Below are 14934 nucleotides of genomic sequence, written 5' to 3' on the forward strand. Positions count from 1 at the left end.
TTAAATTTTAGCCTAAATTTTGAGCATTAAAGCTGCTTGCTGGCTAATTCCTCAGCAGTTCTGCCAGTAGGCTGCGATGCTGAAGGTGCCGGCATCTCTGGCAATCTCACTTTTGACGAAGGTGCGGATGGCGCGGGCCTGCTTCTGTTCGCAGGCGGCCCAGATAAAGGTATCGGGATCGGCGGCAGGCACGATATCACGCAGGATGCGCTCGAGCGTATCGGTCGTCCCTGCCGCGGCGCCATTGCGATGCAGCCAGGTGATATCCGCCGATGCGCTTGATGTCAGCGCCTGCTCCTCCAGTCTGTCGGCGACCTCAAGAAAGATGCGCAGCTCAGCATCGGCTGGCGCGGAGGCTGCGATGCGGGCGATGGCCGGCAGTGCGGTTTCGTCGCCGGCAAGAACGAGCTTGCGCGCTGCCGGAACGCCGCCGCCACCGGGGCCGATCAGGCCGGCGCGATCGCCGCGGCGCGCGGTCATCGCCCAGGTCGCCCCCGGAACGTTGTCGCCTTCATGCACGACGAAATCGATGTTCATCTTGCCGTGATCAAGATCGATGCTGCGGATCGTATAGGCGCGGATGGTCAGCGCATCCTCCCCCTTCGGCCAATGGATGCGGCCGTCCGGCTCGGTATGCGGCCAAACCGGTTCGCGGCCCTTCGGCGGGATGAGCAGGCGGACATGCATGCCGCCCTCGACGAAATGCTTGGTGTCATTGGTTGCCACCACGACGCGGCGCATATGCGGGGTGATGTCGTAAGCATCGACGACGCGGATCTCGCGAAAATTCGGTATGGCCGACGGCTGCGGCCCGTCGGCCCAGTTGAGGGCGAGCATGTTGCTGGAAGAGAGTTCGAAGAGGTTTTCGGCGACCATGCTGCGGATCGTGAAGAGCATGGCTGCGGTCGGGCAACGCAGTTTGATGTCGAGACGATCGTTGTTGACGGTGATGTCGGCGCTGCCGATGACGGTCTCAAGACGCGCTCCGGCCTCGCTCCGTGTGATGGTGACATGTTCGGCAAAGCGCGCGCAGAACTGATCCAGCAGCTGACCGGCGTCCTTGTGGCTCGCCACGCCGGAAGCGGTGAAATCCCTGGCATGCATCATTGCTTTGTCTCCTTGCGGGTCAGAAACCAGATGAGATAGGGGCCACCGATCAAGGCGGCAAACAGGCCGACCGGAACCTCATAGGGAAAGATCACAACTCGTGACAGCCAATCGGCAAGCACCAGCAGCATGGCGCCGAGCAACAAGCTCGCAACCAACTGTTTGACGGTGTTGCGAAAGCCGATGAGGCGGCCAAGATGCGGCGCGATCAGCCCGGTCAGGCTAAGCGGGCCGACGAGGAACGAGGGGATCGCAGTCAGGAGGGCGGCGAGAACCGCCAAGGTGAGCCGGCTTGCCGCAACCGAGAGGCCTAAAGAGCGCGAGACGTCGCCGCCAAGCGGCAGCACATCGAACCATCGCCGCAGGATCGGCAGGAGCGGAACGAGAAGTGCGAGCGAAATGATGCCGGTCCAGGCTTCGAAGGAGCCGGCCCGATTGGTGGAGCCCGACAACCAGGTCAGCAGGAGATAGGCGCGCAGATCGCCGCGGGACAGAACGACGGTGACGATCGCCATGCAGAAGGCGCCGATGGCAACGCCCGAAAGCAGCAGTCGCTCAGGGCCAAAGCCTCCGCGCGCGCTGAAAGCCATCATGGCAAAGAACGCAGTCAGCGCACCGATCGTCATTGCCGTGATCGTGATGGCTGGTGACGGAAATGCAAAGAGGAAGAGCGCCACCGTCAAGCCCGCACCGCCGCCGGCGCTCACACCCAGGACTTCAGGGCTTGCAAGCGGATTGGCGGTAAGGCGTTGCATGATGAAGCCCGCTGCGGCGAGCATTGCGCCGGCAGTTGCTGCAACGACGGTGCGCGGAAGGCGAAAAGGCAGAAGGTGCCAGAACTGGCTGCCGATCGCCACGTGCCAGCCGTCGAAGCTGCGCCCGACCGACAAAACAACGAGGGCCAGGAAAACAAAGCCGATAGCGAGCAAAGCAAGGGCTCGTGCCGGTGCTGCAATAGTCAGTCGCGCCCGAGGAGCGCCGTCGGCGCGGAGCGCATTGCCCGAATGCAGGCGCGGCAGGAGCAGCAAAAGGAGCGGTCCGCCGAGGAGTGCGGTCGCTGCTCCCGTCGGGGCAAGATCGGCAAACCCCGGCGAGAGAAGCTGCACCGCGCAATCCGTCAGGAACAGGAGGCCGGCTCCGGCGATGGGGGCGGCGATCAGCAGCTGCCGTGTGCGCCGCGCGCCGCAGAATCTGGCAATGTGAGGTGCGGCAAGCCCAAGAAAGCCGATGATGCCGACCTGTGCCGTCACCGAAGCCGCAAGCCATACCGCGAGGGTCAGAATGGCAAAGCGCATGCTGTGCAATGCAAGGCCGAGGTTCCTGGCGCTGTTGTCGTCCAGGCTCATCACGGTCAGCGGACGGACCAACATCAATGCGGCGGCGAAGCCGATGACCAGACGCGGCGCAAGCGTGATGACGCCATCCCAGCTCTGCTGGTTCAGCGCGCCCGCACCCCAGATGAAGACGGACATGGCGTATTCGCCGCGTGCGAGAATGATCGTAACGCTTAGCGCGGTCGCAACCAACGTCACCATCATGCCGCATAGCGCCACCGTCACCGGATCGAGGCCGCGGCGCGAGCTCAAGGCAAGTACGATCAGGACGGCGACAAGCCCTCCGGCAAAGGCGGAGATTTCCCGCGGCAGCCCGATGAGCAGCGGAAAGAGGCCGACGGCGATCGTCATCGCCAGCTGCGCGCCGGCGGCGATCCCGAGCGTCGAGGCATCCGCGATCGGATTGCGCAGTACCCTTTGCAACAGGCAGCCGGAAAGGCCGAGTGCCGCGCCGGCGATGATCGCGATCGCCGATCGCGGCAGCAGGCTATCGATCAGCAGGATATGGTTGAGGGTGGTTGCCTCCCGCACATCGGCGGTAAGCTGTGGCCGCAGGAAGAGGAGTACTGCAAAGGCAAGGATGCAGACAGCGCCGAGCAGGGCGCCATTGCGTGCCAGCAATTTGTCTTTGGCAATCACAGGCCGCTCAATCATTCCATGCACGGTTGAGCCCTCCAGCAAGGAGAGCGGCGAAGCGTTCCGCCGCCGGCAGCGCGCCATAGGGATTGATCGAGCCGAGCATGAGGACGCGACTCTGCCGCACGGGGGGAAGCGCGTTCCAGAAAGTGCTTTGCTGGAGCTCCGCCAAGGCTTCGGCCGGATGCGGCGGGATGAGAACGATCCATGCATCCGGCATGGCGGCGAGCCGTTCGATGCCGACCGGCGCGGTCGCAGAATAGCTTGTCAGATCCGGCCAGGCGTTGGTCAGGCCGGTGCGGGTCAGAACTTCCCCGAACATGCTATCGGAACCGAAGACGCGAAAATGCCGGGCGTCGCCCAGATTGATCGGCAGGATCGGGCGTTGATCGCCCTTGCTGAAACTGGTGCGATAGGTCTCCAGCTTTTCGCGCGTGGCATCGACGAGAACGCGGCCGGCCGTAAGTCCGAGCCGCTCACCGATCGCAAGTGTTGCCTGCTCGGAAAGCTGGTAGGGGCTCGCTCCGGGCTGATAAATGGCATGGCTCTCGACCGGCGCGATCAGCCGCATACGATCGTCGGCCCAGGCGTAGAAATTGGAATTGAAGATCAGATCCGGCCTGGCGGAATAAAGGACTTCGAAATTCGGCGTGCCTCGCAGTCCGAGATCGGCAACGCCCGCCGGAATGACGGGGGTGACGGCAACGTCTCGGAATTGCAGCAGTTCGGTACCGGCAACCACGTTGGCGCCGATTGCCAGAAGGGTTTCCAGGATGGCCCAGTCGAGCGTCGCCACACGCAGGCTCGTCGCCGCGCGCGCCGGCGTCAGGCTGGCGATCGCGCCGGCACCCGCCATGGCGAGGAGCCGTCGACGCGACAGCCCATGAGCGTTTCCTGCCGTCATGAGAGATCGCTGACCGGGCTGCGGCACTGTGACCAGGCAAGCATCCCCGCGGCGACGCGGTAAATTCTCTGCTGCCGCTGCGTCGTCATGCGTAAGCGCTGCCTTCGATTTGAAACGAGTTCGAGGATTGCCTTGCGGCAATCCCCGGCTCTTTGCCATGATCGAGAATGAAAGTATACCTTAATACTCAACTTACCACTTCTTGCTCAGCTTGAAGGTGATGGTTCTCGCTTCGCCGTAGCCGCAGACATTCTCGCCAGCGCAACCCGAGACATATTCCTTGTCGAACAGGTTCGAGACGTTGAGTGCAGCACCCCAGCCCTTCTTCTCGTAGCGGATACCCGCATCGAAAAGCGTTGCCGAAGGTACGCGCAGTGTATTGGCCTGGTCTGCCCAAGACTTGCCCTGGTAGCGGACGCCGGCGCCGATGCTGAGCCCTTCGAGCGCATCGCTGGTAAAGGCATAGTCGAGCCACAGGGATGCGGTGGAATTCGGCACCAGATAGGGCGAGTTGCCGATAATGGAGGAGTCGAGGTCCTTGGTGATCGTGAGGTCAGTGTAGGAATAGGAGCCGAGCAGCTTCCAATTGTCGTCGAGATTGACCTTGCCTTCGAATTCGACACCGCGCGAACGGACCTCACCGACCTGGCGTTGCAGGAAGGTGACAGGATCGGTCAGCGCCATGTTCTTGCGGTCGATCTGGAAGACGGACGCCGTGAACAGGCCGTCGATGAAGTCGGGCTCATACTTGATGCCAGCTTCATACTGTTCACCCTTTTCCGGTGTCAGGCCACCGCCGCTGACGCTGGTGCCGATCAGAGGATTGAAGAAGGTGCCGGCGCTGATGTAGGGCGTGATACCGTTGGAAAACTCATAGGCCAGACCTGCCCGGCCGCTCGGCGCGTTTTCGTTCGACTTGTAGCTCGTGCCGACCTTCGAATCGGAATTGGTATCGACGAAATCGTAACGGCCGTTGAGCGTCACCAGCCAGCCGTCGCCGAAGCGCATCTGGTCCTGCGTGTAGATGCCGAGCTGCTGCTGCGTCATGACCTGATTGAGGTAGACGAAATTGGTCCCCTGCGACGTGCCATAGACCGGGTTGGTGGCGCTGATCGGATTGGAGCCGCAGCAGGCCTGGATCTGGTCGAGGCGATAGATCGAATAATCGGTGCCTATCAGGAAATCATGGCTGATCGGGCCGGTGTCGAACTTGTTTTCCGCGCGAGTATCGACCGAGAACGTATCGACCTTCGAACGCTCGAAGAAGCCGATGCGGTTCAGCATGTAATTCGGGTCATCGTAAGACGGGCTGAGCGGATTGCCGTCGACATAACCGTTCAGATACGGGCCTTCCTCGCGCTTGTAGAGGTGGCCGTAGCGCGCGTTCTGCGACACGGTCCAGCCGCCGTCGAAATCATGCGAGAATTCGTAACCCAGCATCTGCTGCGCATATTTGAGATTGTCGATACTGCGTTCGCCATAGAAGGCATCGCGCTTGATCTTGCCGAAAGGCGCATCGACGACGGTACCGACATAGGGGAAGAAGCCGTTGCCGCTGTGGATCTCGTCGAGGCCGCTTAGCATGCCGAAGACGGTCAGCTTGGTGGATTCATCCGGCGAAATGGTGACCTGCGGCATGATGAAGCCACGCAGATCATGGGTGCCGTCGCTATAGGTGTCGCCGCCGGCGATCTTGCCTGTCAGGCGGTAGCGATAGACGCCGTCGGCCGAAAGCTTGTCGGAAAAATCGAAACCGACGAAGGCATTGCCGAGATTGTTGATGCCGATCTCGGTCGAATATTGGGGGGTGTCGGTTGGCTCCTTGCGGACCATGTTGACGAGGCCGCCCGGATTGGCGCCGCCGTAAAGCACGGAAGAGGGGCCTTTCAGCACTTCAACGCGTTCGAGCATGTAAGGATCGATCTGGAAGCCGCCGAAACCGTAGCTGTAGAGCGTCAGGCCGTTCATGAAGACGCCGCTCTGCGTCGCGTCGAAGCCGCGAATGTAGAACCAGTCGGTATCGCCGTCATTGCCGAAGGGCTGCGCGGTGACGCCGGGCGTATAGCGCAGAGCCTCGTCCACCTTGTTGGTGATGCCGCGATCCTGCATTTCCTGCTGACCGACGACGGAGACCGACTGCGGCACCTCCGTGATCGGCGTGTCGGATTTCGAGCCCGACGTGGTCTTCCTGGCGACATAGCCCTTGACCGGCGCCGTGCCGCTATCTTCGCTTTTCTGCTGCGACCCCTGGATGACCAATGGCTGCAGCTCGGTCGGCGTTTCCTGTGCCATGACCTGAGAGCCCGCCAGCAGCGCGATAATGGCTACGCCCGTCGCCATGAGCCGCGCTCGCGATACGTCCTGCTTCAATCCCTGCATTTCCGTTATTTGTCCCGAATTCTTGCGCCCGTTCGGCCGTGTCAGCCGATCCCTCGATAAGATGAGTAGTTAACTCATATTTACAGATGCGGCTTGTCTGTCACGGGGGAATTTGAATGTTTTTGGGCAATTCTCCGCAAAGCGTACAATTACTCGCGGACTGTGGCTTTCAGGCAAGCCTGCTGCGCTTCCAGCTGGCCGGCGCGGCGCCGACATTCTTGCGGAAAACGCGGGTGAAATGCGCCTGATCGGCAAAGCCTGTTTCGACGGCGACTGTTGTCAGCGGCATCTCAGTGTTCAGCAGCAGCTGCTTGGCCCGTTCGAGCCTGGCCTGCGTCTGCCATTGATGCGGCGGCAGGCCGGTCGAGGCCTTGAAGGCGTGGCTGAAATGCGATTGCGAGAGGCCGGTCAGCATGGCCAGTTCCTCCAGCCGAATGGCGCGCGTGCAGTGCTCTTCGATATAGTCGACCGCGCGCCGCAGCTGCCAGCTGGCCAGGCCGCTGCGCTTGCGGGGCGGGGTTCCCCGTAGTTGCAGTACATCGATCAACAGCGAAAGCGTCAGGCCGTCGCCATAGAGATCGTGCAGCGGCTCGGGGGTTTCGCATTCGGCCGCGATGAGCTCGGCAAGCGCCATCACACGCTGGTCGTTGAAATGCAGCTGCGGCCGGTCAAGCTGTGCCGGATCGATGTTTTCCATCAGGCGCTGGCTGATGATTTCTGCATCGAAGTGAATATCGAGGTGGCGTACGAACTCGACGCCCGCCATGTCGACCCAGAGCTCCATGCCGGCGGGGATATAGGAGATGCGACCGCTGTCGTAATCCCGCAGCTGGCCCTGTGCACGAGGCGAGGGTCGGACATTGGTCGTGCCTGCGCCACGCTGCTCCAGAAGAATGAACAGGCGCGGATCGCGCGCCACATAGTATCCGCCGGCCTGCGCCGCACAATTGACGTTCCAGATATCGGCAACCATCCCGTTCCAATAGCGGCGATGCATGCCGCCGATGACGGAAAAGCCTCCGATCTTGTTCTGCATTCTCGGCTGAAACGTCATTTGCTGCTTCCGGTATCGCTCCCGCGCAATAATCCTTCAAATTAAACTCAAGTTATTATAGCAACGCTGCGAAGATGGCAATCATGAGCTTGTGATGTGAGGCGGCGTCTGTGGGTCGTTTCGACCGGAGCCTGGAACAACGCGCCGAATTGGCGATTGTACTTGCTGAACGGCAAGCCTCTCGCATCGTTTTGCGCTTGTCGGAACAACGCAAGCTTGAAATTTCGCTCATCTTCCGCCACCTGTTCGGCGCGACTTTTGTTATTCCCAGGAGACTAGACGCTTATGACGACCACCACCGCAGAAAATACCGCCGAGAGCCACGTTTTCGAGGCCGACGTTGCCCGCCTTCTGCACATGATGGTTCACTCGGTTTATTCGGATAAGGATGTGTTTCTGCGCGAGCTGATCTCGAACGCGGCCGATGCCTGCGAGAAGCTCCGCTACGAGGCGATCGCCCACCCCGGCCTGCTCGCCAACGATCCGGATAGCCGCATCCTGCTGACGCTCGACGCTGATGGCGGCAAGCTCATCGTGGAGGACAACGGCATCGGCATGAGCCGTAACGAGATGATCGAGGCGCTCGGCACGATCGCCCGCTCCGGCACGCGCGCCTTTATGGAGCGTATCGAGGCCAACAAGCAGGGCGAGGGCGCGCAGCTGATCGGCCAGTTCGGCGTTGGCTTCTATTCCTGCTTTATGGTTGCAGACCGTGTCGATGTCGTCTCGCGCCGAGCCGGTGCTGAAGATGCCTGGCTCTGGTCTTCCGACGGCAAGGGCGGCTATAGCGTCGCGCCCGTCGACGTGAGCGAAGCGCCGGCGCGCGGCACCCGTATCACGCTGCATCTGATGGAGGATGCCAAGAGCTACGCGTCGCGCTGGACCGTGGAGCGCATCGTCAAGGAACAGTCGGGCCATGTGCCGGTGCCGATCAAGATCGCCGAAAAACCCGGCGAGGAGGCAACGCAGCTCACCGACGGCACCGCGCTCTGGACGAAATCGAAGAACGACATCACGGCCGAGGAATATACCGATTTCTATCGCGGCGTTTCGGGCCAATATGACGAGCCGGCGCTGACGGTGCATTTCCGCGCCGAGGGCCGTCACGAATATTCCGCGCTTGCCTTCGTGCCCGGTTCGCAGCCCTTCGATCTCTTCGACCCGGATCGCAAGGGCCGCATGAAGCTCTATGTGAAGCGCGTCTTTATCACCGACGAGGCGGAATTGTTGCCGCGTTATCTCCGCTTCGTGCGCGGCCTCGTCGACACGTCCGACCTGCCGCTCAACGTCTCGCGCGAGATGATCCAGGAAAGCCCGATCCTGACGGCGATCCGCAAGGGTGTCACCAACCGTATCCTCACGGCGATCGAGAGGCAGGCCGAAAGCGATCACGACGCCTTCCTGAAGATCTGGGAGAATTTCGGCAGCCTCATCAAGGAGGGTCTCTACGAGGACTTCGAGCGCCGCTCGCAGCTTCTGGCATTGTCGCGCTTCCGCACGACCACTTCGGGAGATGGCTATCGCTCGCTTGCCGACTACGTTAGGGATGCCAAGGAAGGCCAGCAATCGATCTATTATCTCGTCGGCGGCAGCCTGGAGCAGCTGAAGGCCTCGCCACAGCTCGAAGGTTTCCGTGCTCGCGGCATCGAAGTTCTGTTGCTGACCGATTCCGTCGACAGCTTCTGGGTGACGAATGCGCCGGAATTCGAGGGCAAGAGCTTCAAGTCGATCACCCAAGGCTCTGCCGATCTCGCGCAGTTCAAGAAGCAGGATGAAGGCAAGCCGGAAAGCGAAAGCGCGCCCGCCGACGTGCAGGCATTCCTCGATTATGCCAAGCAGAAGCTAGCCGATGAGGTCTCCGATGTGCGCGCATCCGATCGCCTGATCGAAAGCGCCGTATGCCTCGTTGCTTCCGAGCAGGGCTATGACCGGCAGCTTGAAAAGATCCTGCAGGGAGCTGGCCGCCTGCAGTCCGGCGCCAAGCCGATCCTTGAAATCAACATGGACCATCCCGTCGTCAAGGCCATCGCCGCCAAGGCAGATGCACCATCCTTGCGTGATGATGCAGCCTTCCTCCTGCTCGATCAGGCCCGAGTTCTCGACGGCGACAAGCCGGCCGACCCACGCGCCTTTGCCGAGCGACTGGCGCGGCTGATGGAAAAGGCGCTGCAGTAATCCCAAGGAGATCGGCACGGTTCGAAACAGCCGTGCCGATCCGCTTCGCAGAGGATTACGATAGCGTTCAATTTTTTGCGGCTCAAAAACTTGTCTGCAATTATCATCTTTTCGTTGCGAGATGAGAACTCTTCTTCTATAGAGGACGCAGATTGGCCGGATATAGTTCGGCCACGTAAGCGTTAACGTCACTCAACGCGTATGATCGAACGGCTCTGCGGCTTCGGTCTGCGCGACTGTGTCCTGCGGATCGAGATCGAAGCGCCTCGAAAGGACACTCATGGATACCCCCCAAGCTTCCACCCCGGCCGTCTCCGCACCAAAGATCGAGCGTGTGCGCCACGAACTGAAGCGGCGCTCTCTCACTGTAACGGCCATCGACAGGATTACGCCCCGCATGCTGCGTATCCGGCTGGCCGGCGAAGATCTCGCCGATTTCGTCAGCCTGGCGCCCGACGACCACATCAAGGTTTTGGTGCCGGGTGTCGGCGAGGAGATGGAGCGGCGCGACTATACGCCTCGCCGATACGACACAAAGGCGCGAACGCTCGTCATCGATTTTGCCGTCCACGAGGCAGGACCGGCCACGCAATGGGCGCTCGACGCTTCGGTTGGCAACAGACTGGAGATCGGTGGTCCCCGCGGTTCGGCCGTTGTCTCCGCCGATATCGAGAATTGGCTGTTGATCGGCGATGAAACGGCATTGCCCGCAATCGGTCGCCGGATAGAAGAGGCGCGTGCAGGTGCGCGCATAACAGCCATCGCCGCGGTTGCCGATGTTCATGAGCGACAGACCTTTCAAACCGACGCGCGGCTCGATATGCGATGGGCGTATCGACCTCTTTCGGAGGCAACCGATCCGTCCGCGTTGATGAAAATTCTTCAGTCCGTCGATCTGCAGCCTGGCACTTTCGTCTGGGTAGCGGCCGAGGCTTCCGTCACGCGCGCCTTGCGGTCCTACCTCGTCGAGGAGCGTGGCTATCCGCTAAGCTGGATCAAGGCATCCGGCTATTGGGTCAAGGGTAGGGCGGACACGACCGAGAAATTCGATTGAACGTGGGACGCGGGCGGCAAGATGCCGCCTGTTCGTCCTAAAGTGATGGGTCAGGCATCTTGCCGGAACAGGCTGCCGCCCCATTTCATGGCGCAATTGTCCCGTAAGTGGACAAGGCGTTCCGCGATAAGGTTGGGTTCACCGAAACTGCATTCTGGATAGATTTCGACTTCCTAAATTGCATGGGATCGTCGAAGGTTAGGCGTGAAGCGGGAACGGTGGCGGAGGCCATAGGCGATCGCTTCGCAGGTCCATGGCGCCGAGCGGGAGGCGGTGCTTTGGGCGTCATGTAAATCCTGCCGTACGCGACGGCCAATGTTGAGGATCGACGCAAGGTGCTTGCCGTCCCGAAAGACCCGCCGCAAACATTCGTTGCGCTGATGCTGTCGGCGCTTCGCAAAGCCTTCATCGGCATTGCCCTGGCGAGTGCCGCCATCAACGTGCTGGCGTTGACCGGCTCCTTCTTCATGCTGCAGGTCTATGATCGGGTCATTCCGAGCCACAGCCTGCCGACGCTGTCCGGTCTCGTCATCATCGTCGTGACCCTCTATCTGTTTCAGGGCGTGATCGAATTCCTGCGATCCATGCTGCTTGTGCGTATCGGCATGTCGCTTGACGAACGCATGAACAGGAAGGTCTTCGGCGCGCTTCTGTTCCTGCCGAGCAAAAAACAGACCTCGGACGATGGATTGCAATCCGTCCGTGACCTCGAGCAGATCCGCTCCTTCCTCTCCGGCAGCGGCTCGACCGCGCTGTTCGACCTGCCCTGGGTGCCGTTCTATCTGATCCTTTGTTTTCTGTTCCATTTCTGGATCGGCTTCACTGCTTTGTGCGGCGCCTTGCTGCTCGTCATCATTACCGTGGCTGCCGAAATACTGTCGCGCAGACCGGCCCTGGAGGCGGCAAGGTCTTCGGCGGCGCGCCTCGGCTTCGCCCAGGCGGCGCGGCGCAACTGGGAGGCTGCCGTCGCCATGGGGTTTTCCGGCCGCCTAACCGAGAAGTGGGCCGCGATGAATGAGGATTATCTCAAGCATCAGGCGATAGCGAGCACCCGCGTCGGAGCGCTGACCATTGCCGCGAAGGTCGCGCGCATGATGCTTCAGTCCGGCGTTCTCGCCGTCGGCGCGATCCTCGTCATTCGTCAGGAAGCGACGGGAGGCATCATCATCGCCAGCTCGATCCTGCTGACGCGAGCGCTGGCGCCCGTCGAGCTCGCAATTGCCCAGTGGAAGGGCTTTGTTGCCGCTCGCCAGGGCTGGACGCGGCTTGCCAAACTTCTTGATGCCGCGCCGCCTGAGCCACAGGCATTCACCTTGCCATCGCCATCACGGGAGCTCAGCGTCGAGACTATCAGCGTTACCTCTCCGGGTGGCCGCGACCTTATCCTGCGCAACATCTCGTTCAAGATAGCAGCCGGGACGGTGCTCGGTATCATCGGCCCGAGCGCATCGGGCAAGTCTTCGCTGGCCCGCGCGATTTGCGGCCTTTGGCCGGTCGCCATCGGCACGGTGAGGCTCGATCGTGCCGCGCTGTCGCAATGGGATAGCGACGAGCTTGGGCAGCATATCGGCTATCTGCCGCAGGATGTGGATCTGTTCGACGGCTCGATTGCCGAGAATATATCGCGGTTTGCCGCGGACATGCGGACCGAACCGGTCATCGCGGCGGCGAAGGCGGCCGGCGTTTACGACATGATCGTCAAGCTCCCGGACGGTTTCGATACGAGGATCGGCGAAGGTGGATCGCGCCTTTCGGCCGGCCAGAGGCAGCGTATCGCCCTGGCAAGGGCGCTTTACGGCGATCCGTTTCTGGTGGTTCTCGACGAGCCGAATTCCAATCTGGATGCGGAAGGTGAGGCGGCACTGACAGCGGCACTTGCAGGGGTGAAGGACAGGGGCGGTATTGCGATCGTCATTGCCCATCGGCCGAGCGCTCTTGCCGCCGCCGATACGGTCATGATCGTTGCCGGCGGCCAGGTCCAGGCATTCGGGTCGAAGAAGGACATCCTCGGCCCGTCGCCCAAGCAGCTCGGAACGGCTCATCTGGCCATTGCTGGCGGGGAGACGCACGGATGATCGACAAGGCTTTGCCATCGACCGAACGGACGATCCGCCGCCTGTCGCTGCTGGTGGTCGCGGCTATCCTGCTTTTGTTTGGTGTCATGGGCGGCCTTGCTGCCGCAACGAAGATCGCCGGTGCGGTCGTCACCTCTGGCACGCTCGTCGTCGACAGCTATGTGAAACCGGTGAAGCACCTGAAGGGCGGGATCGCCCACGCGATCCTGGTGAAGAACGGCGATCATGTCGCTGCCGGCCAGGTGCTCGTCCGGCTCGACGACACCCAGACCAGAGCCAACCTCTCGATCATCCGCAAACGGCTCAACGAACTCTCCGCACGCACGGCGCGTCTGGCGGCGGAGCGCGACGGCCGGCAGGATATCGACTTTCCGGCCGATCTGCTCTCGTCCGCCGAAAATACTGACGTGGCAGCGATTCTGGCCGGCGAGCGTCGGCTTTTTCGCGATCGTCAGGTCTCGCGCGACGGGCAGAAATCGCAACTTCACGAGCGCATTCAACAGCTCAAGCAGGAGATTGACGGCCTCGTCGCGCAGGAAGAGGGCAAGCGGCAGGAGATCGCGCTCATCGCCAAGGAACTCGGCAGTCTTGAAGGACTGCTCAACCAGGGCATCATTTCGGCGACGAAGGTCTACTCGCTGCAGCGGGAAAGCGCTTCCTTGAATGGCGATCTCGGCAACCTCGTCTCGTCCATCGCCCAGACCCGCGGCAAGATTGCGGAAACCGAGCTGCAGATTCTGCAGATCGATGCCGATCGCAGTTCGGAAGTGTCCGAGCAATTGCGCCAGGCTGAAAGCGATAGCGGCCAGTTTTCCGAGCGTCTGATCGCGGCAGAAGATGATCTGAAGCGGATCGACATCAAGGCACCGCAGGCGGGGATCGTCGATCAGCTGAGCATCCATGCCGAAGGGGCCGTCATTTCGCCGGCAGAGGCGATCCTGCAGATCGTTCCGGACAAGGACGCACTGGTCGCAGAACTGAAGCTTGCGCCGCAGGATATCGATCAGATCACCGTAGGGCAGGCGGTATCCTTGCGCTTTCCTGCCTTCAATCAGCGGATCACGCCGGAATTGAACGGGCAGGTCGATACTATTTCCGCGGATCTGGCGACGGACCAACGTTCGGGCCAAAGCTATTATGTCGTGCGAGCAAAGGTGGCAAAGCCGGAATGGGATCGGTTGGGGCAGCTTACGCCGCTACCCGGCATGCCTGTGGAAGCCTTCCTGCAGACAGGCCAGCGAAGCGTCCTTGCCTATCTGACAAAGCCGATGACCGACCAGATCAGGCGGGCGTTCAGGGAAGACTAGAGCAATTCCAGGAAAAGCGCATAGCGATTTTCCATCGGGAATTGCGTGGAAACAAAGAGATAGAGCGGTTCAGAGTTTCCGTGAAAAGCTGAACCGCTCCGGAGCTGAGATCCATTTCGATCTGTCATAGAATGGTCGCTGTGAGAGGGGTGGGCAGTGCCCGGGCTCGGATTGCGGCGTTTATCCAGCCAAGGCGGAGGGGCGAGAAGAGCCACGATTGAAGGAGAATATCGACGGTTGAGGCTTGACCGACTTCGAAGGAGTGGATTACTTTGGATCCATGGATCCAAAGTCGATTTTTAACGAGCTGCAAGATGAAATCGAGTCGGGCCAATTGGCGCCAGGCTCCGTTCTCAAGCAAGAGTTGATTGCTGAGCGTTTCGGCGTCAGCCGCCAGCCCGTCAGGCAGGCCTTGAACCGGCTGCTTGGGAGCGGCTTGGTCGTGCGACGTCCTGACCGAAGCCTTGCGGTGGCGCTCCTCTCGGAACGGGAGGCGACTGAACTTACCGAACTTCGGGCCATCCTGGAGGTCGCTGCCATGGAGCAGTCGGCCCCGTTGCTCTCGCCTTCTGCCTTGCGGAAAGCTGAAAGGCTCAACGATGAGCTATTCGCGGAATACGATCCATTGCAGATTGAAGAGCTCGACCATCAATTCCATCGCACCCTGTACAGCGGGTGTAAAAATACTCGATTGCTTGGAACCATAGAAGCGCTTCGGCGGGAATCTCGTCGCGCATGCCTTCATCAAAAGCACGGTGCCCAGGAGCGCACTGAATTTTTCGAGGAGCATGCTGCAATCGTTGCCGCTTGTGCGAGGCAAGATGTCTCCGCCGCTGTCCAGCATCTTCGCCGCCATCTTACGCAAACGACTGCAAGACTTCTTTCCATGCCGACAAAGGATGATTGATC

10 protein-coding genes are annotated in these 14934 nt (G+C 61.0%); 5 read left to right on the plus strand and 5 right to left on the minus strand.

Annotated elements, in window-relative coordinates:
- Positions 1-51: 51 nt before the first annotated feature.
- The 5 genes from ABOK31_RS25215 to ABOK31_RS25235 form a co-directional block, all read right to left on the minus strand.
- On the minus strand, positions 52-1107 hold the full coding sequence (locus ABOK31_RS25215; RefSeq protein ID WP_234910514.1) for a DUF2218 domain-containing protein: 1056 nt from the start codon (positions 1105-1107) through the stop codon (positions 52-54).
- A complete protein-coding gene (gene fhuB, locus ABOK31_RS25220; protein WP_349961302.1) occupies positions 1104-3095 on the minus strand; it encodes a Fe(3+)-hydroxamate ABC transporter permease FhuB in 1992 nt (663 codons plus the stop codon). The genes ABOK31_RS25215 and fhuB overlap by 4 nt, the downstream gene beginning before the upstream one ends.
- Positions 3088-3981: an ABC transporter substrate-binding protein gene (locus ABOK31_RS25225; RefSeq protein WP_349959424.1), complete on the minus strand. Its 894-nt coding sequence runs from the start codon at positions 3979-3981 to the stop codon at positions 3088-3090. The genes fhuB and ABOK31_RS25225 overlap by 8 nt, the downstream gene beginning before the upstream one ends.
- Before the next feature lie 192 nt (positions 3982-4173).
- A complete protein-coding gene (locus ABOK31_RS25230; protein WP_349959426.1) occupies positions 4174-6360 on the minus strand; it encodes a TonB-dependent siderophore receptor in 2187 nt (728 codons plus the stop codon).
- A gap of 169 nt (positions 6361-6529) precedes the next feature.
- Positions 6530-7414: an AraC family transcriptional regulator gene (locus tag ABOK31_RS25235; RefSeq protein WP_349959427.1), complete on the minus strand. Its 885-nt coding sequence runs from the start codon at positions 7412-7414 to the stop codon at positions 6530-6532.
- A 285-nt stretch (positions 7415-7699) separates the two neighbouring features.
- Between ABOK31_RS25235 and htpG the strand changes: the two genes are divergently transcribed.
- The 5 genes from htpG to ABOK31_RS25260 all read left to right on the plus strand — a co-directional run bounded on the left by htpG (position 7700) and on the right by ABOK31_RS25260 (position 14932).
- Positions 7700-9589: a molecular chaperone HtpG gene (gene htpG / locus ABOK31_RS25240; protein ID WP_349959428.1), complete on the plus strand. Its 1890-nt coding sequence runs from the start codon at positions 7700-7702 to the stop codon at positions 9587-9589.
- A gap of 280 nt (positions 9590-9869) precedes the next feature.
- Positions 9870-10643, plus strand: coding sequence for a siderophore-interacting protein (locus ABOK31_RS25245; RefSeq protein WP_349959430.1), 774 nt, complete (start codon positions 9870-9872; stop codon positions 10641-10643).
- 335 nt (positions 10644-10978) lie between these two features.
- The gene (locus ABOK31_RS25250; RefSeq protein WP_349959431.1) at positions 10979-12718 is read left to right on the plus strand and encodes a type I secretion system permease/ATPase; all 1740 of its coding nucleotides are present in this window, start codon (positions 10979-10981) and stop codon (positions 12716-12718) included.
- Positions 12715-14025 (plus strand): HlyD family type I secretion periplasmic adaptor subunit, encoded by a 1311-nt coding sequence (locus ABOK31_RS25255; protein WP_349959433.1) that lies wholly within the window; start codon positions 12715-12717, stop codon positions 14023-14025. The genes ABOK31_RS25250 and ABOK31_RS25255 overlap by 4 nt, the downstream gene beginning before the upstream one ends.
- A gap of 244 nt (positions 14026-14269) precedes the next feature.
- On the plus strand, positions 14270-14932 hold the full coding sequence (locus ABOK31_RS25260) for a GntR family transcriptional regulator (protein WP_349959436.1): 663 nt from the start codon (positions 14270-14272) through the stop codon (positions 14930-14932).
- Positions 14933-14934 lie beyond the last annotated feature (2 nt).

Origin of the sequence: Rhizobium sp. ZPR4 (assembly GCF_040215725.1) — a bacterium.
GTDB lineage: Bacteria > Pseudomonadota > Alphaproteobacteria > Rhizobiales > Rhizobiaceae > Rhizobium > Rhizobium rhizogenes_D.